Source organism: Micromonospora sp. CNZ322, assembly GCF_007827755.1.
This window is the reverse complement of the sequence record NZ_VITD01000001.1, coordinates 626350-649947: the sequence shown is the minus strand read 5'-3', so window position 1 is coordinate 649947 and position 23598 is coordinate 626350. Positions and strand designations below refer to the sequence as shown.

Annotated in this window: 24 protein-coding genes, 1 tRNA gene and 1 pseudogene; 21 read left to right on the top strand and 5 right to left on the bottom strand. The window is 72.1% G+C overall.

The genetic code is table 11. From position 1 onward, the window contains the following. Positions 1 to 95: 95 nt before the first annotated feature. The 4 genes from eno to FB453_RS02955 are packed head-to-tail and all read left to right on the top strand — an operon-like array spanning position 96 to position 3175. Entirely contained in the window at positions 96 to 1379 is a 1284-nt protein-coding gene (gene eno / locus FB453_RS02970) for a phosphopyruvate hydratase (RefSeq protein WP_145787306.1), read from the top strand. 32 nt (positions 1380 to 1411) lie between these two features. After that, positions 1412 to 2050: an FtsB family cell division protein gene (locus tag FB453_RS02965; protein WP_112601968.1), complete on the top strand. Its 639-nt coding sequence runs from the start codon at positions 1412 to 1414 to the stop codon at positions 2048 to 2050. A 34-nt stretch (positions 2051 to 2084) separates the two neighbouring features. Beyond that, entirely contained in the window at positions 2085 to 2642 is a 558-nt protein-coding gene (locus FB453_RS02960; RefSeq protein WP_145787304.1) for a DUF501 domain-containing protein, read from the top strand. After that, entirely contained in the window at positions 2639 to 3175 is a 537-nt protein-coding gene (locus FB453_RS02955; protein WP_145787302.1) for an amino-acid N-acetyltransferase, read from the top strand. The genes FB453_RS02960 and FB453_RS02955 overlap by 4 nt, the downstream gene beginning before the upstream one ends. Position 3176: 1 nt before the next feature. On the opposite strand, the gene FB453_RS02950 is transcribed toward FB453_RS02955, so the two are convergent. Further along, positions 3177 to 4067, bottom strand: a complete 891-nt coding sequence (locus FB453_RS02950; protein ID WP_486480137.1) for a CE1 family esterase — start codon at positions 4065 to 4067, stop codon at positions 3177 to 3179. 97 nt (positions 4068 to 4164) lie between these two features. Here FB453_RS02950 and FB453_RS02945 point away from each other — a divergent pair, with 97 nt between their 5' ends. The 13 genes from FB453_RS02945 to FB453_RS02885 all read left to right on the top strand — a co-directional run bounded on the left by FB453_RS02945 (position 4165) and on the right by FB453_RS02885 (position 15928). Beyond that, positions 4165 to 5205, top strand: coding sequence for a helix-turn-helix domain-containing protein (locus FB453_RS02945; protein ID WP_145787300.1), 1041 nt, complete (start codon positions 4165 to 4167; stop codon positions 5203 to 5205). A gap of 22 nt (positions 5206 to 5227) precedes the next feature. After that, positions 5228 to 6157, top strand: a complete 930-nt coding sequence (locus tag FB453_RS02940) for a Ppx/GppA phosphatase family protein (protein ID WP_145787839.1) — start codon at positions 5228 to 5230, stop codon at positions 6155 to 6157. A 176-nt stretch (positions 6158 to 6333) separates the two neighbouring features. Beyond that, the gene (locus FB453_RS02935; RefSeq protein WP_112581960.1) at positions 6334 to 6666 is read left to right on the top strand and encodes a PadR family transcriptional regulator; all 333 of its coding nucleotides are present in this window, start codon (positions 6334 to 6336) and stop codon (positions 6664 to 6666) included. Next, a complete protein-coding gene (locus FB453_RS02930; protein WP_145787298.1) occupies positions 6663 to 7682 on the top strand; it encodes an HAAS signaling domain-containing protein in 1020 nt (339 codons plus the stop codon). The genes FB453_RS02935 and FB453_RS02930 overlap by 4 nt, the downstream gene beginning before the upstream one ends. A gap of 131 nt (positions 7683 to 7813) precedes the next feature. After that, positions 7814 to 8368, top strand: coding sequence for an LppU/SCO3897 family protein (locus FB453_RS02925; RefSeq protein WP_145787296.1), 555 nt, complete (start codon positions 7814 to 7816; stop codon positions 8366 to 8368). A gap of 199 nt (positions 8369 to 8567) precedes the next feature. Then, a complete protein-coding gene (locus FB453_RS02920; RefSeq protein WP_112581964.1) occupies positions 8568 to 9254 on the top strand; it encodes a dienelactone hydrolase family protein in 687 nt (228 codons plus the stop codon). 19 nt (positions 9255 to 9273) lie between these two features. Next, positions 9274 to 9987 carry a uracil-DNA glycosylase gene (locus FB453_RS02915; RefSeq protein WP_145787293.1) on the top strand — a complete coding sequence of 238 codons (714 nt, stop codon included), beginning with the start codon at positions 9274 to 9276 and terminating at the stop codon, positions 9985 to 9987. Between the two features lie 22 nt (positions 9988 to 10009). After that, on the top strand, positions 10010 to 10795 hold the full coding sequence (locus FB453_RS02910) for a DUF4129 domain-containing protein (RefSeq protein WP_112581982.1): 786 nt from the start codon (positions 10010 to 10012) through the stop codon (positions 10793 to 10795). Further along, positions 10792 to 11376, top strand: a complete 585-nt coding sequence (locus FB453_RS02905; protein ID WP_145787291.1) for a hypothetical protein — start codon at positions 10792 to 10794, stop codon at positions 11374 to 11376. The genes FB453_RS02910 and FB453_RS02905 overlap by 4 nt, the downstream gene beginning before the upstream one ends. Continuing rightward, positions 11376 to 12383: an AAA family ATPase gene (locus FB453_RS02900; protein ID WP_112581968.1), complete on the top strand. Its 1008-nt coding sequence runs from the start codon at positions 11376 to 11378 to the stop codon at positions 12381 to 12383. The genes FB453_RS02905 and FB453_RS02900 overlap by 1 nt, the downstream gene beginning before the upstream one ends. Beyond that, entirely contained in the window at positions 12383 to 13825 is a 1443-nt protein-coding gene (locus FB453_RS02895) for a DUF58 domain-containing protein (RefSeq protein WP_145787289.1), read from the top strand. The genes FB453_RS02900 and FB453_RS02895 overlap by 1 nt, the downstream gene beginning before the upstream one ends. Before the next feature lie 108 nt (positions 13826 to 13933). Further along, positions 13934 to 14494 carry a hypothetical protein gene (locus FB453_RS02890; RefSeq protein ID WP_145787287.1) on the top strand — a complete coding sequence of 187 codons (561 nt, stop codon included), beginning with the start codon at positions 13934 to 13936 and terminating at the stop codon, positions 14492 to 14494. Positions 14495 to 14596: 102 nt separating this feature from the next. Further along, positions 14597 to 15928, top strand: coding sequence for an NAD(P)/FAD-dependent oxidoreductase (locus FB453_RS02885; protein WP_145787284.1), 1332 nt, complete (start codon positions 14597 to 14599; stop codon positions 15926 to 15928). Positions 15929 to 16025: 97 nt separating this feature from the next. Here the strand turns inward: FB453_RS02885 and FB453_RS02880 are convergent, their stop codons facing one another. After that, positions 16026 to 17885 (bottom strand): hypothetical protein, encoded by a 1860-nt coding sequence (locus FB453_RS02880; RefSeq protein ID WP_186718018.1) that lies wholly within the window; start codon positions 17883 to 17885, stop codon positions 16026 to 16028. 101 nt (positions 17886 to 17986) lie between these two features. On the opposite strand from FB453_RS02880, the gene FB453_RS02875 reads away from it, so the two are divergent. The 4 genes from FB453_RS02875 to FB453_RS02860 all read left to right on the top strand — a co-directional run bounded on the left by FB453_RS02875 (position 17987) and on the right by FB453_RS02860 (position 20251). Beyond that, positions 17987 to 18067 (top strand) — tRNA-Leu (locus FB453_RS02875). Between the two features lie 106 nt (positions 18068 to 18173). Beyond that, positions 18174 to 18989, top strand: a complete 816-nt coding sequence (locus tag FB453_RS02870; protein WP_091394231.1) for a Bax inhibitor-1/YccA family protein — start codon at positions 18174 to 18176, stop codon at positions 18987 to 18989. 136 nt (positions 18990 to 19125) lie between these two features. Continuing rightward, positions 19126 to 19884, top strand: a complete 759-nt coding sequence (locus FB453_RS02865; RefSeq protein WP_112582471.1) for a Bax inhibitor-1/YccA family protein — start codon at positions 19126 to 19128, stop codon at positions 19882 to 19884. Between the two features lie 46 nt (positions 19885 to 19930). After that, a complete protein-coding gene (locus FB453_RS02860) occupies positions 19931 to 20251 on the top strand; it encodes a hypothetical protein (RefSeq protein ID WP_145787279.1) in 321 nt (106 codons plus the stop codon). Positions 20252 to 20262: 11 nt separating this feature from the next. On the opposite strand, the gene FB453_RS02855 is transcribed toward FB453_RS02860, so the two are convergent. From FB453_RS02855 to FB453_RS02845, 3 genes and pseudogenes are all read right to left on the bottom strand, one after another. Continuing rightward, on the bottom strand, positions 20263 to 21525 hold the full coding sequence (locus tag FB453_RS02855) for an acetyl-CoA C-acetyltransferase (RefSeq protein WP_145787277.1): 1263 nt from the start codon (positions 21523 to 21525) through the stop codon (positions 20263 to 20265). Positions 21526 to 21603: 78 nt separating this feature from the next. Further along, positions 21604 to 22416, bottom strand: a complete 813-nt coding sequence (locus FB453_RS02850; RefSeq protein ID WP_145787275.1) for an SGNH/GDSL hydrolase family protein — start codon at positions 22414 to 22416, stop codon at positions 21604 to 21606. Then, positions 22402 to 23465 (bottom strand): annotated as a pseudogene (locus FB453_RS02845) (SGNH/GDSL hydrolase family protein); the annotation flags it as partial. The gene FB453_RS02850 and the pseudogene FB453_RS02845, both read right to left, overlap by 15 nt. Positions 23466 to 23598: the final 133 nt, after the last annotated feature.

Genomic DNA, 23598 nt, shown 5'->3' with positions numbered 1-23598 from the left:
GTTCGCGTCGCCCGATACGCTGCGTTCAACACCTGCCTCAGCCGCACCGTCGCGGCCCACCCACGGACCGGATCACAACAACGAGGAGCGACTTAGTGGCAACCATCGAGGGAATCGTCGCCCGGGAGATTCTCGACTCGCGGGGCAACCCGACGGTCGAGGTCGAGGTCGGTCTGGACGACGGCACGGTAGCCCGCGCCGCCGTGCCCTCCGGCGCCTCCACCGGCGCCTTCGAGGCGATCGAGCTGCGCGACGGTGACGCCGACCGCTACCAGGGCAAGGGCGTGGAGAAGGCGGTCTCCAACGTCGAAGACAAGATCGTCGACCAGATCATCGGGTACGAGGCCAGCGAGCAGCGGCTGATCGACCAGAAGATGCTCGACATCGACGGCACGGAGAGCAAGTCGGAGCTGGGCGCGAACGCCATCCTCGGGGTCTCCCTGGCGGTGGCGAAGGCCGCTGCCGGCAGCGCCGAGCTGAGCCTCTTCCGCTACCTGGGCGGCCCGAACGCGCACCTCCTGCCCGTGCCGATGATGAACATCCTCAACGGTGGGGCGCACGCCGACTCGAACGTCGACATCCAGGAGTTCATGATCGCGCCGATCGGCGCGCCCACCTTCCGTGAGGCGCTGCGCTCGGGCGCGGAGGTCTACCACGCGCTGAAGTCGGTGCTGAAGAAGAAGGGCCTCTCCACCGGGCTCGGCGACGAGGGTGGCTTCGCGCCGAACCTGCCGACGAACGCGGCGGCTCTGGACCTGATCGCCGAGGCGGTCGAGAAGGCCGGTTACCGGCTCGGCACCGACATCGTGTTCGCGCTCGACGTGGCGGCCACGGAGTTCTTCGACAACGGCACCTACACGTTCGAGGGTGCCTCGAAGTCCGCCGAGGAGATGAGCACCTACTACACGAAGCTTGCCGACGAGTACCCGATCGTGTCGATCGAGGACCCGCTGGCCGAGGACGACTGGAGCGGTTGGCAGACGCTGACCGCCTCGATCGGCGACCGGGTGCAGATCGTCGGTGACGACCTGTTCGTGACCAACCCGCAGCGCATCGCCCGCGGCATCGCGGAGAAGGCGGCGAACGCCGTTCTCGTCAAGGTCAACCAGATCGGCTCGCTGACCGAGACCCTGGACGCGGTGGACCTGGCCCACCGGGCCGGCTTCAAGTGCATGATGAGCCACCGTTCCGGCGAGACCGAGGACACCACCATCGCCGACCTGGCGGTGGCCACCGGCTGCGGCCAGATCAAGACCGGCGCCCCGGCCCGCTCGGACCGTGTCGCCAAGTACAACCAGTTGCTCCGGATCGAGGAGGAGCTGGCCGACGCGGCGCGCTACGCCGGCGCTGGCGCGTTCCCGCGCTACCGTTCGGCCTGAGACGCACGAAGCCTCGGGGGAGGGGTGTGACGATGCAGCAGCGCCGCACACCGGGTGGTCAGCGTCCCGCCCGCCGGCCCGGTCAGTCCGGTCGGCCGGGCGGCGGGCGTGCCACGCGGGGATCGGTCCGGGAGGCTGGCGTACGCGCCGAGCCGCGCGCAGCCGGTCGCGCGCCGGGTGCTGCCCGCGGCGCCGAAGGCGTGCGCTCCGCGAATCGTCCCGCCGCCGCTCGGCGTACCGCTGCCGCTGGTTCCGTGAAGCGGCTCGCCGCACCCCACCCCCGTCGCTTCACCGGCCGGGCCACAGTGCTGTTCGCGGTCCTGATCGCGCTCGCTCTGGCCTACACCTACCCGGTTCGGGTCTACCTGGACCAGCAGGCCGACATCGAGCGGATGGAGGCGGCCCAGGCGGTGCAGGAGCGGGAGATCGCGAAGCTCGCCGCCGAGGCCGCCAACTGGAAAGACGACGAGTTCATCAAGACGCAGGCTCGGGAGCGGTTCTTCATGGGCGAGCCGGGCGAGAAGATGATGGTGGTGCTGCACGACCCGGAGGGCGCCGCCCGGGACGCCGGCAAGTCGGCCGGTACGGCCCCGCCAACCGGGCCGGTGACCTGGTACGACACGCTCTGGTCGAGCGTGCGGGCGGCGGACAGCCAGCAGCCGGGCCAGTGATCCACCGACCAGCACACCAGGAGAGATGGGCACCGTGACTGTCGTACCACCGTCGGAGCCGGCGGCGGATTCCGTTCCCCTGCCGCAGCGCGAGCCGGCCACCGAGGCCGACCTGGCCGCGGTGGCCGCGCAACTCGGCCGGACGCCCCGGGGCACCCGGGCGGTGGCCCACCGGTGCCCGTGTGGCCTTCCCGACGTGGTGGAGACGACCCCCCGCCTCGCCGACGGCACCCCGTTCCCGACGCTCTTCTACCTGACCTGCCCCCGGGCCACCGCCGCGTGCAGCCGACTGGAGTCGGCGGGGCTGATGAAGGAGATGGCGGATCGGCTGACGACGGACCCGGAGTTGGCCGCCCACTACCGTGCCGCGCACGAGGACTACCTCACCCGCCGGGAGGCGATCGGCGAGGTGCCGGAGATCGCCGGCATCTCGGCCGGCGGGATGCCGGGCCGGGTGAAGTGCCTGCACGTACACCTGGGTCACGCGCTGGGCGCCGGCCCCGGGGTGAACCCGTTCGGCGACGAGACGTTGGGCCTGGTCGAGCCCTGGTGGTCGGCGGGGCCGTGCGTGGACGTGCCGGCGGCCGAATGAGCACGCAGGCCGGGTCCGAGACACCCGAGAGTCAGATCCTCGTACGGCGGGCCCGCACCGGGGACGTGCGGGGCATCCGACGACTCGTCGACACCTACACCGACGACCGGCGGCTGCTGAGCAAGGCGACAGTCACCCTCTACGAGCAGGTGCAGGAGTTCCGGGTCGCGGTCCGGGCCGAGGACGACGTCGTGGTGGGTTGCGGTGCGCTGCACGTCATGTGGGAGGACCTGGCCGAGATCCGCACGGTCGCGGTGGACCCGGTCTGTCGGGGCCGGCGGATCGGGCACCGGCTGGTGGGCGAGCTGATCGACGCGGCCCGGGAGTTGGGCGTGGCGCGGATCTTCGTGCTCACCTTCGAGACGCAGTTCTTCGGCGCGTTCGGTTTTCAGGAGATCGACGGCGCTCCGGTGCCGCAGCCGGTCTACGAGCAGCTGCTGCGCTCGTACGACGAGGGTGTCGCGGAGTTCCTCGACCTGGAGCGGGTCAAGCCGAACACGCTGGGCAACACCCGGATGCTGCTGCGCCTGTAGGTCAGGCCTTGCGCGGGTGGGCGGCGAAGAACTCCCACATCAGGTCGGTGGCGGACAGCCCCGCGGAGGATGCGGCGAGTTGGCCCGTTGTCGCTCCCGGCCAACTGTGGCCCATGTCGGCGATCGTGTAGACGCTGACCTCGCTGCCGTCCGCGCAGCCCGCCACCGTGTGCGTCACACCCGGCACCCCGGACGCCTTCGGGCTCGGCCGGCAGCCGAGCCGCTGCTGCCAGGTCCGCATGCCGGCCTGGAAGATCGAGGCGTAGCGGTCCTGGCCGCCGATGAAGGTGATCACGGAGACCGAGCTCTTCGGCACGTAACTGTCGGCGGTGGTCAGATTTCCGCTGTAACCACCGCTGACCACCCCGATCGCGGCGAACCTGCCAGTGCTCTCCACCGCCGTCCGGAAGCTCATGTCGCCGCCGTTCGAGATGCCGGTGAGGAACACGCGGTTCGGGTCCGCGTGCCAGGTCTGCACCAGATGGTCGGTGAGGGCGTTGAGGAAGCCGACGTCGTCCGCGCCGCCGCAGCAGACCAGCGCGTTGAAGCCGCCGCCCTGCCCGTCGGGGTAGGCGACCAGCACGTTGTCCTTGTCGGCTTTGACGTCCAGGCCCGCCAACTCCCGCATCGAGGATCCGAGGCCGGGATAGAAGTGCAGCCCGATGACCAGCGCGGAGGGCCTGCCCGGGTCGTACCCCGGGGGCGCGTGCAGCAGGTAGGTGCGGTCGAGTCCGTTGTGGTGCAGGGTGAGATGGTGGTCACCGGCCGCCGGTCGTTCGCCTGACGCGGACGGTGCGGCTGGCGGGGCCGACGAGGGTTGCCCCCGCTCACCACAAGCTGCGGCAACGACCATGAGGCAGAGCCCCGTCAACACCGCCACTGTTCGCCGCACGCCGGCCACCCCCCGTCGACCCCGCAGTCCACACTGGAGAGCGTTCGGCCGCGGATCAACCCTTTCGGTCCTGGGCGAAGGCAGGCAGGCTGTTGCCATGCTTCGCCTCCAGCTCGGGTCGGCCGACCTGTGCCGGGTGCGGTTCGCCGATCGACTGCATCCGGTCGGGATCGCGCTGCTGGCTGGTCAGTGGCTGCGCGATCCCACTGTCGCGGCGATGGCGCCGACCCTGGCCGAGCGGGCGGTGGCGGCCGAGGGTACGGCTGCTGCCCAGGCTGCCACAGCGGTCCTGCGCCATCTGCTGCCCGACCGGGGACGTCTGCCGGACTTCGTCACTCCCTTCGACGGCCTGGAGTCGGTGGAGGCCGGTCTGGAGGCGATCCGGGCCACCCCGGCGCGGCGGGTCCGCGCCGAGGTCACCCTGGCGTACGCGGACACGTCGGCCAGCCTGCTGCGGCGGCGGTTCGCGGCGGCCGACCCGGAGGTGCTGGACCTGTTCGGCGGGGCCGTGCGGACCTGGTTCGACGCGGTGCTCGAACCGCACTGGGCCGAGCTGGTGTCCGCGTACCGTCAGCAGATGGCATCTGCCAGCCGGCGGCTGGCGCAGCACGGACTGGCCGCACTCCTCGCGGGTCTGCACCCGGGGATCCGGTGGCGGGAGCCGGTGCTGGAGGTACGCACGTGGTGGGACGGGGATCTCCCCGGCACCGGTCACGGGATCATCCTGCTGCCCTCCCCGTTGGCCGGGCCGCGGCCCCGGGTACTTGTCGAGCAGGGTTACCCGATCCTGCTCGTCTACCCGGTGGTCATGCCCGCGGGCGGGGCTCCCGCCGACGACGATGCCCTCGGTCGGCTGCTCGGCGTCACCCGGGCGCTGGTGCTGCGCCGGCTGGCGACCGACGGGGGGTTGACCACCACCGTGTTGTCCCGGGCGGTCGGGATCAGTCTCTCCTCGGCCTCGGAGCACGCCCGCGCGCTGCGGACCGCCGGTCTGGTGACCAGCGAGCGGGAGGGCGGGGCCGTCCGACATCACCTGACTGCGCTCGGGTTGGGGTTGTTGCGGGGCCGGTCGGGCGACCTGGGCGAGTCGTGGCCTACGGCCAACCAAGCCGCCGGGTGGCCGCCCGTCCTGCCGTAAGGTTGCCGCCGTGACGACGCGTGTGGCGGCCATCGACTGCGGGACCAACTCGATCCGACTGCTGGTCGCCGACCTGCCCGACGCCTCGGCCGGGCCGCAGGCGCCGCTGGTCGACCTGACCCGGCGGATGGAGATCGTCCGGTTGGGGCAGGGCGTGGACCGCACCGGCCGACTGGCGCCGGAGGCGATCGAGCGGACCCGGGTGGCGTTGGCGTCGTACGCCGCCGACATCGAGAAGCTGGGCGCGCAGCGGGTGCGGATGTGTGCCACCTCGGCCTCCCGCGATGCCGCCAACGCCGCCGACTTCACCGAGATGGTGCGGGCCACCCTCGGTGTCGCGCCCGAGGTGGTCAGCGGCGATGAGGAGGCCCGGCTGTCGTTCACCGGCGCGGTGCGCGGGCTGCCCGCCGACGCGAAGGAGCCCTTCCTGGTCGTCGACATCGGTGGTGGTTCCACCGAGTTCGTGGTCGGTGACCGGGCCACCGGGGTGCGGTCGGCGATCTCGGTGGACATCGGCTGCGTCCGGATGACCGAGCGGCACCTGCCCGGTGACCCGCCGACGGCCGAGCAGATCGAGGCGGCGCAGGCCGACATCGCTGCGGTGGTGGACCGGGCGCTCACCGTGGTGCCCGGTCGCGAGGCGGCCACCCTGGTCGGCCTCGCCGGGTCGGTCACCACAGTGGTCGCGCTCGCGCAGGGGCTGCGGGAGTACGACCCGGAGCGCATCCACCACGCCCGGGTGTCGTACGAGGAGGTCGCCCGGGTGACAGCGGAGCTGCTGGGTCAGACCCGTGCGCAGCGGTTGGCGAACCCGGTGATGCACCCGGGTCGCGCCGACGTGATCGGCGCAGGTGCCCTGGTGCTTCGCGTGATCATGGAGCGGGCCGGGATGCCGTCGGTGGTCGCCTCGGAGCACGACATCCTCGACGGCATCGCCTGGAGCGTCCGGTAAGCCACCGCGCGCGCGGAGCTTGATCAACTCGCCTTCATTGAAGTCGTGGTGCCCAGGTGCCTCTGATGCCCCGATTTCCTGAAAACCGAGTCGATCAGCGCCCCCGGCGCCTCACTGGCGGCGTGTCGGGGCGGATGCGTTGACGCTACTTCGCATTACGCAGTAGTGTGCAATGCGTGGACACCACACAGTTGTTGAAGGGCGTGCTTGATCTGGCCGTCCTGGCCGTGCTCCGAGAGGAGGACGGTTACGGTTACGACATCCTGCGCCGGCTGCGCGAGGCCGGCCTGGAGGAGGTCGGTGACGCCTCGGTCTACGGGACGCTGCGCCGCCTCTTCGCCGCCGGCCTGCTCACCACCTACGTCGTGCCGAGCGAATCCGGGCCGCACCGCAAGTACTACTCACTCAACGCCGCGGGGCGTGACCAGTTGACCCGCTCCGGCAAGCTCTGGCGCTCGTTCGCCACCACAATGGACACTCTGCTCGACGATCGGGGGGTGGCGGCATGACCGTCGCGGAGCAGGAGATCACCGACTATGTGGCGCGGGTCCGGGCCGCTCTGGCCGACCTGCCGCCCGGGCAACGCGACGAGTTGACCGAGGATCTCGCCGACCACCTCACCGAGGTCGCCGCCGAGGCCGAGGGCACCCTGGTCGAGCGGTTGGGTGAGCCCGAGACGTACGCCGCCGAGCTGCGCGCCGCGGCCGGCGCCGCGCCGGGCAGCGGGCGCAACCTCGACCAGCGGGTGGCGAGCGGGATGGCCCGGGTCCGCGGCCGGCTGCGCGCCATGGACACCCGGCTCGGCCCACCCCTGGGGTACGAGACGGCCAGCGACTTCCTCCGACTGTTGCGCCCGGCATGGTGGGTGCTGCGCGGTTATCTGGCGGCGATGCTGGTCACCGTGATCACCACCGGTGGCGAATTCGGGCTACTGCCGAGGTTCGGCGGTGAGCTGCTCGCCGGCCTGATCATGCTGATCGGCTTCGTACTCGGCTCCATCTGGATCGGTCGCCGTTCGGCCCAGCTGACCCGCTGGCCGCGCTCGGTCGTGCAGGTCGCCAGCGTGGTGCTGGTGGTCTTCGCGTTCGCCGCGTTGATCCAGGCCGAGGACCGGATGCGCTACGGCGACTACGGCTACGACCAGACCGCTGTCGACAGCCAGTACGACCGGGTCCGGGACGTCTTCGTCTACGACAGCGAGGGCCGCCTGGTGGAGAACGCCCGGCTCTTCGACCAGAACGGCAACCCGATCCGGCTCGGTTACCCGGACTGCTCGGAAGACGCCTATGAAAAGCAGACGCTGCGGGCGTACCCGTACTGCCCGGAGCAGGCGCCCTTCGTGCCCCGCGCACCGGGCGCGCCCCTACCGCCTGTGTCGCCCACCAGCACGTCGGACCCGACCAGCACGCCGGACCCGAGCGGCACACCGGGGGAGACCGGGACGCCGCTGCCGACCGGTACGGCCACCGGCCTGCCGCCGAGCGGAACGCCAACCCCCACGCCCACTCCCACCCCGACGCGCTGAACCCACGGTGTGAACTGGATCATGCTGATGAAGCTGGGAAATAGCTGAACGGACGAGGCGAGCGGGACGGCACCGGAAATCAATGATCGTTACGGTGTCGTCTGCTCATCAACCCCTCGGAAGGAACCCCCGTGTCAGAGCAGGTCGCACCGCCCCCCGCGCCCGACGCCGCAACCCCTGAGCCGGCCGTCGAGACGCCGCAAGCGGCCGCGCCGCAGTCTGCCGCGCAGCAGCCGCAGACGCCCGAGCAGCAGCCGGCCGCTGAGCAGCAGCCGACGGCCGAGCCGAAGGCGGAGAAGTCCGGTGCGAAGAAGGCCATCGGCATCGTCGGTGCGGTCCTCGCCGTCGTCGTCATCGCCGGCCTGAAGTTCGGTGTCGCCTCGGCGATCGGCAACTACTTCAACAAGGACGAGACCGCAGCCGCCAAGACCGGCGACTGCATCGCCGAGCTGCCCGAGATCACCGGCACCGAGCAGGAGGAGGTCGACGGCGCCAAGGTCGTCGAGTGCACCTCCACCGACGCGGCGTACAGCGTGGTCGGTCGGGTGGACGGCCAGAGCGAGGCGCAGGCCAAGGCCGACACCACCTGCACCCAGTTCTTCAAGGAGGGCGAGGAGGGGTACGTCTTCTCCAGCATCGAGCCGGGCAAGACGGGCTACGTGCTCTGCCTGACCAAGAAGGTCTGACCACAGCGGTAGCTCGGCATCGACGGCGGCGGGAGCAGACCCCGCCGCCGTCGGCGTACCCGGAGTCACCGGGGGGCGAACAGGAGGTGAATGCCACTGTTCCGGCGTCTTCCCGACGGCCGCGTGGCGTGGCAGGCTACCGGCACGTAGGACCACTGGGCGACCAGCCAACGATGACTGACCGCTAGGAGGACGGCCCATGGGCGAAATGGTGAGCTACCGCAGCAACGGGGGCACGAGCGAGGGGTATCTCGCGATACCCGCCAGCGGCACGGCCAGCCCCGCCGTCATCGTCATTCAGGAATGGTGGGGTCTGGTCCCGCACATCCGGTCGGTGGCGGACCGGTTCGCCGAGGCCGGCTTCGTCGCCCTCGCCCCGGACTTCTACCACGGTGAGACGACCAGCGAGCCGGACGAGGCGCAGCGGCTCCTGCTGGCCATGCGGATGGACGAGGCGGCGAAGGACATCGCCGGAGCGGCCGACTATCTCGCCGGGCGGCCCGAGGTCACCGGTAAGGTCGGTGCCGTGGGCTTCTGCGCCGGTGGCAGCCTGGCCCTCTGGTCGGCCACCATCTCCGAGCGGATCGTCGCGACCGCCGGCTTCTATCCCGTGCTGCCCTGGGAGTCGATGCGCCCCGACTGGGCCGACTACGCCGGCAAGGCAGCGGTCATCCACTGCTCCGAAGAGGACGGCACCTCGGCCAACGACGGCGTACAGACCGCCCGGCGGGCCATCGAGGAGGCCGGCGGCGACTGCCACCTCTACGACTACCCGGGCACCTCGCACGCCTTCTTCAACGACGACCGGCCGGAGGCGTTCGACCAGCGCGCCGCCGCCAGCGCCTGGGCCCGCACCCTGGAACTCTTCCGGGCCAAGCTTGGCTGAGACGCGTACCCCCGCACAGGTGGTCGCCCGCGCAGCGCGGGCGACCGACCTGGCCGACCTCGACGCGGCGGTGAGCGACTGTTTCGCCTGCCCGCGGCTGGTCCAGTGGCGGGAGGAGGTCGCCCGCACCCGGCGGGCCGCCTTCCGCGACCAGGAGTACTGGGGTCGGCCGGTGCCGGGCCTCGGCACGGGTGACGCCCGGATCGCCATCCTCGGGCTGGCGCCCGCCGCACACGGCGGCAACCGCACCGGCCGGATCTTCACCGGTGACCGGTCGGGTGACGTGCTGTTCGCCGCGCTGCACCGGGCCGGGCTTGCCAACCAGCCGACCAGCGTCGCCGCCGACGACGGGCTCACAGTGCGCGATCTGCGGATCTTCTCGGCCGTCCGGTGTGCGCCTCCGGACAACAAGCCGACCCCAGTGGAACGGGACACCTGCGCACCCTGGCTGCACCGCGAGGTCACGTTGATCCGGCCCACGCTGCGGGTCGTGGTCGCGCTGGGCGCGTTCGCCTGGGCCGCGTGGTGGCCGGTGCTCCGCGCGGTGTACGCGCAGCCCCCGCCCAGCCCGCGACCGGTGTTCGGGCATGGGGCACACTGGTCCGGCACGAACGCCCCGGACTTGCTCGGCTGCTACCACGTCAGTCAGCAGAACACCTTCACGGGGCGGTTGACACCAGGGATGTTGGACGACGTCTTCGGCCAGGCTAAACAGCTGGCCGGAGTGGACTGAGACGACGCGTGGGGTGGTGGCGATGACAGACGGAACACGCCCGCCCACACCGGCACCGTCCGCCGATCCCGGTGCGCTGCGGCCGGTCCTCGGCCTGCTCCGCCGGTGGTGGCCGGTCGGCGCGGTCGCCGCCCTGCTCGCCGGTGCCGCGCTGGCGTCCGCTCACTCGTCGATCGGGGCCAGTCGCATCCCGCCGGCCGCGGACAACGTTCCCTGGGTCCCCGAGTACCCGACCGTTGAGCCATCGCCGTCCATCCCGATCGAGCCCCGCGACGCCGGCGAGGCCACCCAGGCGCACATCCCGCAGTGGGTCGGCACGGTGGCTGTGGTCCTGCTCGGGCTGGCCATCCTCGCCGCGCTCGGCTACCTCAGCTGGGTCCTGATCCGGGGTGCGCTGCGCCGTACCACCCGGGCGCTACCCGCGCAGCGGGCCCGTCGTACCGCCGAGGGCACCGCCCGCGAGGTGGTCGCCGCCCTCGACGCCGGCCTGGTGGAGCTCGACGACCGGGACACCGACCCCCGGGTGGCGGTGATCGCCTGCTGGGTGCGCCTGGAGGAGACCGCCGCCGCGGCCGGTGTGCCGAGGCTCGCCGGAGACACCCCCACCGATCTGGTCAGCCGGCTGTTGCAGGGTGACCCCGCGGCGGGCGTGCCGGCCATCGCCAGCACCGACGTGCTCGCCGAGTTCGCGCACGTCTACCGGGAGGCCCGGTACGCCACCCACCCGGTCGGCGAACGCACCCGGGACCAGGCCCGCGCCGCGCTCGGCCGGCTGCGCGGAGAGCTCACCGCGGCGGTGACCTCATGAGCAGCACCAGCATCGACGATCTGCTCGCGTTCGAGGAGGAGGCCGCGCCGGTCGGTCCGCAGGCGCGCCCGTCCCGGTGGCGTCCCGTGCTGCGCTCGCTCGCGTGGGCCGCCGCGTTGGTCGCGGTCCTGCTGGTCGGCCTCCGCGCGGTGGGCCTCCAGGTCTCGCTGCCCGTACTGATCGCCGGGGTGCTCGCCGTGCTGGCGGTCCGCCGGGTCACCGCCCTGCTGGCGCCGCCGCCCCCGCCGCCCGGCGGTGGTCGGGTCGGCACGGGCGAGGAGGACGGCAGCTACAACTGGGGTGCCCGGGACGCGCTACGCAGCGCGATCAACCGGTGGGAATGGCCCCTGGACTGGTCCTCGTCCCGACCCGAACGGTTCACCGGGACGATCCTGCCCCGGATCGGTGAACTGGCCGACGAGCGGATGCGGCTGAAACACGGCGTCACCCGTGAATCGGATCCCGCCCGCGCTCGCGTCCTGCTGGGTGACCGCCTGTGGACGTTCCTGGAGACCCCGCCTCGCCGCACCCCGTCGCCGCGCGACCTCGCGGTGATCGTCGCCGAACTGGAGAACATCTGATGAACGACGTGGACCGGAGCATTGCCCCCGCCGAGGTCGGGCAGCTGGCTCGGACGGTCCTGGACGCGGTCGGCACCGTCGTGGTCGGCAAACGGGACGCGTTGGAGCTGGTCCTCGCCGGCATCCTCGCGGGCGGGCACGTGCTCCTGGAGGACCTGCCGGGGCTCGGTAAGACACTCACCGCCCGCTCGTTCGCCCAGGCCCTCGGGTTGGACTTCCGTCGGTTGCAGTTCACCCCCGACCTGCTCCCCGCCGACGTCACCGGCTCCTTCCTGTACGACCAGCGCAACGGCGACTTCACCTTCCGGGCCGGCCCGGTCTTCACCAACCTGCTCCTCGCCGACGAGATCAACCGGACACCGCCGAAGACCCAGTCCGCGCTGCTGGAGGCGATGCAGGAGAAGCAGGTGTCGGTCGAGGGTGTCACCTACAAGCTCGACGAGCCGTTCCACGTGCTGGCCACCGCCAACCCCATCGAGTACGAGGGCACCTACCCGCTGCCGGAGGCGCAGCTGGACCGGTTCCTGCTGCGGGTCTCGTTCGGTTACCCGCAGCACGAAGAGGAGTGGGAGGTGCTGCGCCGTCGGATGAGCCGTCGCCGGGAGGAGGCGGACATCAAGGCGGTTGTCGACGCGGCGACGCTGCGGGCCATGCAGGCCGCACTGGAGGACGTGGTGGTGGAGGACTCCATCGGCCGCTACATCGTGTCGCTCACCGCGGCCACCCGGGAACACCCGTCGGTGCTGGTCGGCGCCTCACCTCGCGGTTCGCTGGCGCTGCTGCTGCTGGCCCGGGTCCGCGCGGTGTTCGGCGGACGGGACTACGTGGTACCGGAGGACGTCAAGTCGGTGGCGGCGCCCGCCCTGGCCCACCGGATCACCCTGCGCCCGGAGATGTGGTTGCGTCGGGTCGACCCGGCGTTCGTGGTGGGCGAGGTACTGGAGGCGACTCCCGCCCCGGCCAGTGGCGCGCTGCCCAGCTACGCCGCCGGCGGGCCCCGGCACTGATGTCCGGACCGACAGTGCCGACGGCCACCGAAGCGGAACCGGCTGCCGGCTGGGCGCCCACCCCGGCGCTCGGCCGCGCGGTGCTGCTCGCCGGCCTGCTGCTGGTGGCCGGGGTGCTGCTGGGCCGGGTGGACCTCATCGTGCTCGCCGCACCGTTCGCGTTGGGCACCGCGTACGCGCTGCGTCGACGGCCCACGGCGCTGCCGCAGGTGTGGATCACCCAGGGTGACGGTGGGCCGCTGGTCGAGGGCGGCGACGTGGCGGCGGCGGTGAGCGTCGGCAACCCGGACACTGTCGACTACGACCTGGTGGTGATGCGTACCCGCGTGTCGCCGTGGCTGCGGATCGACCGGGCCGGCTTCGCCCGCGACGAGGTTGTCGACGACGGGGCGCCGAGCGCCACAGCGGAAACCAGTGCGACGGCGCAGGGCAACGGCGGGCGCCGTTCCGTCGCGGACCGGCCGTTCGTGACGTCGGTGCCGATCGGCGCCGCCGTGGACCTGGAGCTGGTCGGCAAGGCCCTGCGCTGGGGCCGGCACCCGGTCGGCCCCGCCGGTGCCCGGGTCGCCACGGCCGGGGGTCTGCTGGTCTCCCGGGCGGTGATCACCGAGCCGGTGCGGGTGCGGGTGTACCCCCGTACCGAGCCGTTCGAGGCGGTCGAGGCGATGCCCCGCGCGGCCGGGCTGGTCGGAGCGCACCACTCTCGCCGACCGGGAGAGGGCGGCGAGCTTGCCGGCGTACGCGTCTTCGCCCCCGGGGACCGGCTGCGCCGGATCGACTGGCGGGTCTCGTTGCGGGCCCGGCAGCTGCACGTGGCCGCCACCCTCTCCGACCGGGACGCGGAGGTGGTGGTGCTGCTCGACGTGCTCGCCGAGGCGGGCCGCTCCGGTGGGGTGGACGGCGCCGCCTCGGTGCTGGACACCACCGTCCGGGCCACCGCCGCGATCGCCGAGCACTACCTGCACCGTGGTGATCGGGTCTCGCTGCTGGAGTACGGGCCGGCCGCCCGCCGGCTCCGGCCGGCCGCCGGGCGGCGGCAGTACCTGACCGTGCTGGAGTGGTTGCTCGACGTCCGGGTCCACGTGTCCGCGCACGAACCGTACGACCAGGTCTTCGGCCCGCAGTTGCTCTCCTCGGACGCGTTGGTGGTGGTGCTCACCCCGCTGCTGGACGAACGGTCGGCGCAGATGCTCGCCCGGTTGGCCCGCGGCGGGAGGTTCGTGGTGGCGGTCGACACGTTGCCGACCGACCTGGCGTCACCGAAGGACCGGGGTTGGGCCGAGGTGGCGTACCGGCTGTGGCGCCTGGATCGGGAGATCATGATCGGGCAGCTCCGGGAGCACGGCGTACCGGTGGTGCGCTGGGCCGGTGCCGGCAGCCTGGACCAGGTGTTGCGGGACGTGGCCCGGTTGGCGACGGCCCCAAGGGTAGGTGGCCGGTGAGCGCGAGGAGTGAGCTTGCGAGCCCCGCAGTCGCGAACGAGAGGCGGGTGCGGTGAGCGCGAGGAGTGAGCTTGCGAGCCCCGCAGTCGCGAACGGAAGGCGGGTGCGGTGAACGCTGTGGTGGAGCGGGTTCGGGCGGCGCAGTACGCCGTCGCCCGCGTCAGCGTGGCCCCGCTGCTGGTCCGGGCCGGGATCTTCGTCATCGTGTTTGCCGGGTTCGCCCTGGCCTTCCCCGCGGAGGTGCTTTCCGGCCGGCCGATCTTCTTCCTGGCGGTGGCCGCCCTGTTGCCCGCGTTCGGGCCGCGCAAGGTCTGGACGACCTTCACGGCGTTGGTCACGGTCGGCGGCTGGCTGCTCGCCACCGACGGGTACGGCCGTCCGGTCGCCCTCTGGCGGCTTCTCGCCGTCGCGGCCCTGCTCTACCTGGGTCACACCCTCTGCGCGCTGGCCGCACTGTTGCCCTATGACGCGATGGTGGACCCCGAGTTGATCACCCGTTGGTTGGTGCGGTCGGCCGCCGTGCTGTTGGGTTCCGCCGTGCTCGGCGTGCTGATGCTGCAGGCGACGGGGACGGGTGGGGGCGCCGGATACCAGTGGGTGACAGTGCTGGGGCTGCTGGTGGCGGTGGGAATGGCAGTGTTGCTGGGCTGGCTTCTGCGGCGTCGGTGACCACTGCGACCGGAGGGTTACGCAGGTCACATGGGTTGTGCTCCGTCACAGATGGGGGGCGCGAGCGGGATTACCTGAGCCGGCCGGGGAAAGATAGACAACGTGAATCCGAAGCGGATCCTTGTGGTTGGTGCCGGGCACGTCGGTCTGTACGCGGCCCTGCGCCTGTCGAAGAAGCTCAGCTCCCGTGAGGCTGAGGTCATGGTGGTTGACCCCCAACCCCACATGACCTATCAGCCGTTCCTGCCGGAGGCGGCGGCGGGCAACATCTCCCCGCGGCACTCCGTGGTGCCGCTGCGGCGGGAGTTGCGCCGGTGCAAGATGGTGGCCGGCACGGTCACGCGGATCGAGCACGACCGCAAGGTGGCCACCGTGCAGCCGATCAGCGGCCCGGCCCGGGAGATCACCTACGACCACGTGATCGTGGCTCCGGGTTCGGTCTCCCGCACCCTGCCGATCCCTGGTCTGCACGAGCAGGGCATCGGGTTCAAGACCATCGGCGAGGCGATCTACCTGCGCAACCACGTGCTGGATCGGCTCGACGTGGCGGCCGCCACGCCGGATCCGGACGTCCGCCGTTCGGCGCTGACCTTCACCTTCGTCGGCGGTGGGTACGCCGGCATCGAGGCGCTCGCCGAGATGGAGGACATGGCTCGCGACGCCCTGCGTTACTACCCGGAGCTCAAGCAGGACGAGGTCCGCTGGGTGCTGGTTGAGGCGACCCAGCGGGTGCTGCCCGAGGTCGACCGGGACATGGGTGCCTACACCGTGCAGCAGTTGATGAAGCGCAACATGGACATCCGGCTGGACACCCGCCTCGAGTCCTGCGTCGACGGGGTGGTCAAGCTCTCCGACGGTGACAGCTTCCGCTCGGACACGATCGTCTGGACGGCCGGTGTGAAGCCGTCGCCGATGCTGGACTCGACCGACTTCCCGCGCGACGACCGTCGACGGATCACCTGCCTGCCCACGCTCCAGGTGGTCGACGGTGACCAGGTGCTCGAGGGTGCCTGGAGCGCCGGGGACTGCGCCGCCGTGCCGGACCTGACCAAGGAGCCGGGCAACTTCTGCTCGCCGAGCGCTCAGCACGCGGTGCGCCAGGCCGCGCGGATGGCCGACAACATCGCGGCCGTGATCCGGGGTCGCGAGCCGGTGAACTACAAGCACAAGCACGTCGGCAGTGTGGCGAGCCTCGGCCTGCACAAGGGCGTGGCCCAGGTGTACGGGATCAAGATGACCGGTTGGCCGGCCTGGGTGATGCACCGGACGTACCACATGAGCCGGATCCCGTCGTTCAACCGGAAGGTCCGCGTGGTGGTGGACTGGTCGTTGGCGTTCTTCCTCAAGCGTGAGGTGGTCGCCCTGGGCCAGCTGCACGACCCGCGCGAGGAGTTCGTCGAGGCATCCCAGCCGGTCGGCGCGCCCCGCGTTTGACCACCAACTGCACGAAGGGGCCCCTGCCTACCGTTTCTGGTAGGGCAGGGGCCCTTTGTCGCAGCCGGTACCGGTCGCGCGCGGCGTCAAGGCGTGTTCAGACCCGCCAGGTCCAGGCGTCGGCGATGCGGGTGGGTGGGCCGTAGAGCTGCTCCAGGGTGGCGCGCAGGGCCTGGGCGTGGGGGGCGTCGTCGGTCAACGCCACACAGGAGGCGCCCCAGAAGTCGGCGTCGCGGGCGGCCTGTCGGCGCTGCTCGTCGCCGATGGCCGGTTGGTCGCCGCGGCGGGCGACATCCGCCAGTAGCGCGGAGGTGGGCTGCTTGAAGGTGCCCATCGCCGCGGTGCCGCCCCTTCCGTACGGGCCGATGAAGAAGCCTTCCGGCAGCCCGAAGCCGGCGTCGGCGGCGGTCGCCCAGCGCATCGGCCAAGGCTCCTTCGGGGTTGGCAGTGGCACCGGGACCAGCACTCCGCCCGGCGGTACGCACTGCCGCCAGTGGCCGCCGGTGATGAACTCCGGCACGGCGGGCCGTCCCGCGGTCGGCAGGGGGGTCGGGAAGATCGGCAGCAGCGCCACTCCGACGGCCACGGGCACCAGCCGCCGCGCCGGACCGGAGTTGCGCAGGGCCCGGTCGACAGCGAGCACCAGCAGCGTCGCGACGATCGGCAGCAACGCCAGCGCGAACCGCATCGGCAACGCCCCGTCCACCACCGGCAGCCCTCCAATCAGGGCGTACGGGCCGGGGATCGCCGTCCTGGTGCCGCCGAGCACCACCTCCGGGCCGAGCGAGAGCGCCCCCATCACCAGGCCCGCCGCGACGCTGGCGTTGACCAGCCGGCGTCGCCCGGCCCAGATCGCGCAGACCCCGGCGACCAGCAGCAGTGGCCAGCCGAGGAACGTGTTGTACTCGGCGGGGCCGGTGGTCAGCCGGGCGGATTCGTCGCTGCCGGCCACCGACAGCGGGGAGAGCGCCCACCAACTGCTCAGGTCGGCGGAGAAGTAGGCCGGGGTGAACATCCCGTCGGCGACTCCCTGCGGCCCGGCGAACTGGAACCACAGCGGATAGCCGAGCACCAGCAGGGCGAGCGCGGCGGCGATCGCCAACCCGCCGGCGAACCCGGGGAGCGCCCGGCGGGCCAGGTCCCGGTCCGCCACGGCGTAGCTGATCGCCATCACCAGCAGCGTGATCGCGGCGAGGAAGAGCACCTCCTCGCCGATGAAGACCTGCGCGCTGATCGCGCCGGCCAGCCCCGCCGCGGAGGTAAACAGCCGACGACGGTCCGGCCCGGTGGCTCGGGTACGGCCCGCCTCGTCGGGGGTATCGGGCCCCGGGTCGGCCGCCCGCAGCAGCCGGACCACCAGCCAGACGATCACCGGCACCAGCCACTGGGCGGTCATGTGCAGGTGGCTGTTGGTCTGCGACATCATGCCGGGTCCGAATCCGCACAGCCCGCCGCCGAGTGCGGCGGCCACCCGGCGGACGCGCAGCGTCCGGTGGAACAGCAGGTACCAGGCGAGTGCGGTGCCGGCGAGGTTGCCGGCGGCGAGCAGCGCGAAGGTGACCGGTGCGCCCAGCAGCAGGGTGACCGGCGCGAAGAGGACGCCGAGGGCGATCACCGTGGTGTTGGCCATCAGGTTCACACCGTCGGGAGCGTTGAGCCGGTCGGTGAGCAGGTCGAAGTCGCCGAGCAGCGCGCGGGCGTCCACCGCCAGGAACCACTCGTAGAGGGTCTGGTCCTCCGGGTTGAGCGCCAGGATGCGGGCGCCCGGGTCGGGCCACAGCCCGTGCGTGAGCCAGCCGGCCAGCACCGCGAAGATCAGAGCGGCCAGCAGATCTGCCCGGTGGCGGCGGACGGCGGCCAGCAGCCGGGTGGCCCGGGGTCGGCGGTTGACCTGATCGGCGAGGCGGAATGCCTGCTCAGGGGCGGCGTCGGGGGCCGTGGGGGCTGCGCTGCTCACGGCATCGACCCTAATGCGGCCAGGCCGGCGGGGTACGCCGGGTCGCCGCAGACCGGCTACGGTGACAATGCATCAGGCGTGTCGGCGCGCCGGTGCCACTCGCCCGGGTGGTGGAAAGGCAGACACGGCCGCCTTAAAAGCGGCTGCCGAAAGGCGTGCGGGTTCGACCCCCGCCCCGGGCACCGGTCGACTCACACATTCTCATTCGTGATCTCCAGGACTTGGCTCTGCCGTTTACTCTTGGAGGGCACGTTCACGTGCAAACGACCCCCTGAGGGAGGCCAGACAGTGAAGACCTCGAACCCGGTGCTCGCCCGGCTCGGCCAAGCGGCCGAGCGGGAGCGCTCCGCCGGGTACGCCCCGGCCGGGCCGTACGGACAGCCCGGCATTCCCCAGCAGTACCCGTCCCAGGCCGGTTACCCGGCCGCGCCGCCGACCGTGGCGCCGATGACCGTCGACGACGTGGTCGTCAAGACGGTCGCTCTGCTCGGCATCCTCGGCATCACCGCCGCGGCCGCCTGGGTGCTCGTGCCCGACGCGCTGGTCGGTACCGCGTGGATCGGCGCGGCGGTGGTCGGCCTGGTCCTCGGCTTGATCATTTCGTTCTCCCGGATGGCCAACCCGGCGCTCGTGATCGCGTACGCGGTCGTCGAGGGTGTCTTCGTCGGCATGGTCAGCAAGGCGTTCGAGACGCGTTACGACGGCATCGTGCTCCAGGCCGCCGTGGCCAGCTTCGGCATCTTCTTCCTGATGGCGATGCTCTACAAGGCGAAGGTCATCCGGGCCACCCCGGCCTTCGTCAAGGGCATGATCGCGGTGATGGTCGGCCTCTTCGCCGTCATGATGATCAACCTGGTGCTGGCGCTGTTCGGCGTCAACACCGGCCTGCGTGACGGCAGCCCGCTCGCCATCGGGTTCAGCCTGGTCTGCATCGTGGTCGCCTCGCTGAGCTTCGTGCTCAGCTTCAAGGAGATCGAGGACGGCGTCCGGATGGGCCTGCCGCAGCGCTACTCCTGGGTGGCCGCGTTCGGCATCCTGGTCAGCCTGGTCTGGCTCTACATCGAGATCCTGCGCCTGCTGAGCTACTTCCAGGGCGACGACTGACCTCGTCCGCACTGCCGACCGGCGCCCGTCCCCACTCCGGTGGGGGCGGGCGCCGTCGTCCGCGCCGTTTGCCCGCCGCCGCCGGTCCGCCCGGGGCAGAGTGACTTCGGGGGGTACGCGGGCGAAGGAGGCGGCGGTGCGCAGCAACAACCCGGTGCTCAACCGGCTGGACGAGCCCAGCCGGGTGGAGGCACGGGTGCTCGGCGCCCGCGACGTCGAGCCGATGACCGTCGACGACGTGGTGGTCCGTACCGTCGGGTTGCTGCTCGTGACCGGCGCGGCCGCCGCGGTGTCCTGGGCGGTGATCCCCGACGCGGTGTGGCTGGGCGCCGCGTTGGCCGGCACCGCGCTCGCCTCGATAGCGCTGGTCCTGGTCATCTCGTTGCGAGCGATCACCAACCCGGTGCCGATCGTCGGCTACGCGGTCCTCCAGGGCCTGCTGCTGGGGGTGGCGAGCCGCACCTTCGAGCAGGTCTACCCGGGCATCGTGGTGCAGGCGGTGGCCGGCACCTTCGGTGTCTTCCTCGGCATGGCGGCGCTCTACCGGGCCCGGGTGATCCGGGCGACGCCTCGGCTGGCCCGCCTGGTGATCGGCACTCTGCTCGGCATCGCCGTGCTCAGCGTGGTCAACCTGGTGTCGTACCTGATCACCGGGCGACCGGGCCTGGCGGTCTACAGCGTCAGCGGGGAGGTCGGCTGGCTGCCGTACGCCTTCTCGGTGGTGGCCATCATCGCCGGGGCGTTCAGTTTCATCCTCGACTTCGATCTCGTCGAACGCTCGGTGCGCGACGGTCGAGCCCGTCGGTACGCGTGGCTGAGCGCGTTCGGCCTGCTCACCGGGTTGGTCTTCCTCTACTGGCAGTTGCTGCGGCTGCTCAGCTACCTGCGCCGCTGACCGGCCCGACCCGGCGCGGTCGGTGTCGGCCGTAGACTCGGCGGCGATGAGCGCAGCGGAGTTGGACAAGGCCGTGCAGTTGCTGGTCCGTCAGATCGCGCACTGGCAGCAGCCCCGGTGGGCGGCGGTCGCGACCGCCGGCAACGTGTCCCGCGCCGACCTGGTGCACCGCCTGGTGCAGGAGGTGGCCAACCTGGCCGCCGACGCCGAGGGGAAGCCGCGCCGGGTGGTGCCCCGGCTCGACAACGACCTGGCCCTGCCCGACCAACTGCGGGTGGTCACGGCGGACCTGCTGGCCGCCGACCCGGGGGACGAGGCGCTGAGCCGGGCCGCCGCCGAGGTGACGGCGACCCGCAGCGCGCTCTGAGGCAGCTCGGCTCAGTTGAGCCGTTCGAGCACCATGGCCATGCCCTGGCCACCGCCCACGCACATGGTCTCCAGACCGATGGTCTTGTCGTGCCACTCCAGTGCGTTGAGCAGGGTGCCGGTGATCCGGGCGCCGGTCATGCCGAACGGGTGGCCGACCGCGATGGCCCCGCCCATCACGTTCAGCTTCTCCTCCGGGATGCCCAGCTCGCGGTAGGAGGGAATGACCTGCGCGGCGAACGCCTCGTTGATCTCGACGAGGTCGACGTCGTCGATGGTCATGCCGGCTCGGCGCAGTGCCTGCCGGGACGCCTCGACCGGCCCGAGACCCATGATCTCCGGCGACAGGGCTGTCACACCGGTCGAGACGATCCGGGCCAGCGGGGTGAGCCCGAGCTCCTCGGCCCGTTGGGCGCTCATCACCACCACGGCGGCGGCGCCGTCGTTGAGCGGGCAGCAGTTGCCGGCGGTGATTCGACCGTCCGGGCGGAACACCGGCTTCAGGCCGGCGACCGCGTCGAGGGTGACGCCGGCCCGGGGCCCGTCGTCGGTGCTCACCACGGTGCCGTCCGGCGTGGTGACCGGAGTGATCTCCCGGGCCCAGAAACCGTCGGCGATGGCCTTCTCGGCGAGGTTCTGGCTGCGTACGCCGAACTCGTCCATGTCGGCGCGGGTGACGTCGTACACCTGGGCCAGGTTCTCCGCGGTCTGCCCCATGGTCAGGTAGATGTCGGGCAGTTCGCCGGCCTCACGCGGGTCGGTCCACACTTCGGCGCCGCCCTGCGCGCGGCGCTTCGAGCGCTCACCGGCCGGCCCGAAGCGGTGGTTCTCCCAGCCGCCGCCGACCAGGGCCTGCGCCTCGGGCGGCAGCCCGTCGGAGCTGCCCCGGGCGTAGCGGGAAACCATCTCCACGCCGGCGGAGACGAACACGTCTCCCTCGCCGGCCCGGATCGCGTGCATCGCCATCCGGGTGGTCTGCAACGAGGAGGCGCAGTAGCGGGTCAGCGTGGCGCCGGGGACAGTGTCCAGACCGAGGAGGGTGGACACCACCCGGGCCATGTTGAAGCCCTGCTCGCCGCCGGGCAGGCCGCACCCGAGGTAGAGGTCGTCGATCGTGGTCGGATCGAGCGAGGGAATCTTGTCCAGCGCGGCCTGGACGATGGTCGCGGCGAGGTCGTCGGAGCGGACGTCGCGCAGGGACCCCTTGTGCGCCCGGCCGATGGGGGAGCGGGCGGTGGCGACGATGACGGCGTCGCGGGACGACTCAATCGGCATGGACCAACGTTAACCCGCCGGTAACATGGCGCGGAAGAAGCCGGCGCGGCGGGAAATGTCACCCTGGCCGGGGACGATCTAGCGCCGGGTCGTGGCCGCCGCCGCCGCGACGACGGCGGGCAGCAGCGCGTGTGCCCAGACCCGGTAGCCGTCGGCGGAGGGGTGGAAACCGTCCTGGCAGAGCGTCCCGGCGTCGGCCCGGAACACCGGCCCGGTCTCGGTGGCCAGGTCGACCACCGAGCCGCCCGCCTCCAGCACGGCGGTGGTCTGCGCGCGGGCCACCCGACGCCCGGACCAGCCGACCACCTGGCGCAGCGGAGGCGCGATGGCCCGCACCGCGCCGAGGTCGGGGCAGGTGCCCACCACCACCTCGACGCGCGCCTCGCGCAGGCGGTGCACCGCCGCGCCGAGATAGGCCGCCGCGTCGGACGGTCGGCGCAGCCCGGTGGCGTCGTTCGCGCCGATCAGGATCAACGCCACGTCGGGCCGCTCACCCAGCAGGGCCCGGGCCACCTGGGTGGCGAGGTCGGTCGAGCGGGACCCGGAGACGCCGACGCTGGACAGGTGGACCCGTCCGCCCGTCGGGCCCTCGGCGAGCAGGTTGGCCAACTGCCCGCCGATGGTGTCCTCCAGACGGTCGACACCGACGCCCAGTGCCGACGAGTCGCCCAGCAACACCAGTCGTAGCGGGGCGGCGCCCGCCCGGCCGATCGTCGCGCGCAGGGCAAGGCCGAGCTCCGGTTCGGCGTAGCGTCGGTGCCGGGCGATGAACGCCTCACCTGCGAGGACGGCGGCGCCCCCGACGGTGCCGGCGAACAGCGAGATCGCCGCCGCCCGACCCAGTCGGCCGGCGAGGCCGGAGGTCACGCTCCGCGCGCTGCGCTCGTTCATGCCAGTCCCTCCACTGTCGAGGTGTCCGAGGCGGACCCGCGCTGCGGCACCGCGCCAACACCGAAGAACGCCCGTCGGCGCAGCTGCGCCCACCGGCCGGCCGGCCCTCGGTCGCGGCCCCGGACCTGGACGCCGCTGACCTCCGTGCCGGCGTGTCGAGCCGCCTCCTGCGCAGCCTTCGGCAGCGACCGTACGCCGTCGCCGCGCGTCATTGTGGCCCGTCGTTCCGGGGTCGCGCCGAGGGCGGAGAGCATCGTGGGCAGGAGCGCGGCAGCGGCCATCGCGTACCCCTCGGCGGAGGGATGGAACCGGTCCCAGGCGAACATCCGGGTCGGCTCGGCCGCGAACCGGGGGCCGAGCAGGTCACCGAGGGAGACCGTCCACCCGCCCGCCTCGACCACCGCCACCGTCTGGGCGGCGGCGAGCTGGCGGCTCCAGCGGTGCGCCAGCCAGCGCAGAGGTGGCTGGATCGGACGGATCGCGCCCAGGTCGGGGCAGGTGCCGACGACCACCTCGCACCCCGCGTCGCGCAGGGTGTGCACCGCCTCGACCAGATAGCGCACCGCCAGACCGCGCGGGGTGCGGTTGGTGATGTCGTTGCCGCCGATGAGGATCACCGCGATGTCGGGTCGGCACTCCAGCGCCGCCTCCACCTGGTGGCGCAGCGCCGCCGAAATGGCGCCGACCACCGCGAAGCGGTGCAGCCGCACCGGCCGGTGCAGCCGACGGGACAGGCCGGTGGCGAGCAACGCCCCGGGCGTCTCCCGACGGCGGTGCACTCCGTAGCCGGCCGCCGACGAGTCACCGAGCACGACCATGGTGAGCGCCGGACCGGGGAACTTCGCGCCGTACATCCCATCGCAGCGGGGCGGCGGCGCCTCGGCCATCGGGATGGTCCGTCGAGCCTGGCGGGCCTGGCCGACCAGCACCCCGCCGGTCGCAACCGCGGCAGCCGCGGTGGCGCCTGTCCCGATGGCGGCCAGCCGGACGAACCGCCGGGCCTGCCGCCAGCGCTCACCACCGGGTACGACGGAATGTGCCACCCCCATACCGCGACATTATCGCGCTGGCCCGACACACCGCTGTCGTCGTGACGGCACCCGGGTGCCTGGAAACCGACGCGACGGGGTACCTGGGTGGGTGAGGCCGGCCGACTTGCGCCGACCCGCCACGCTGATCCGG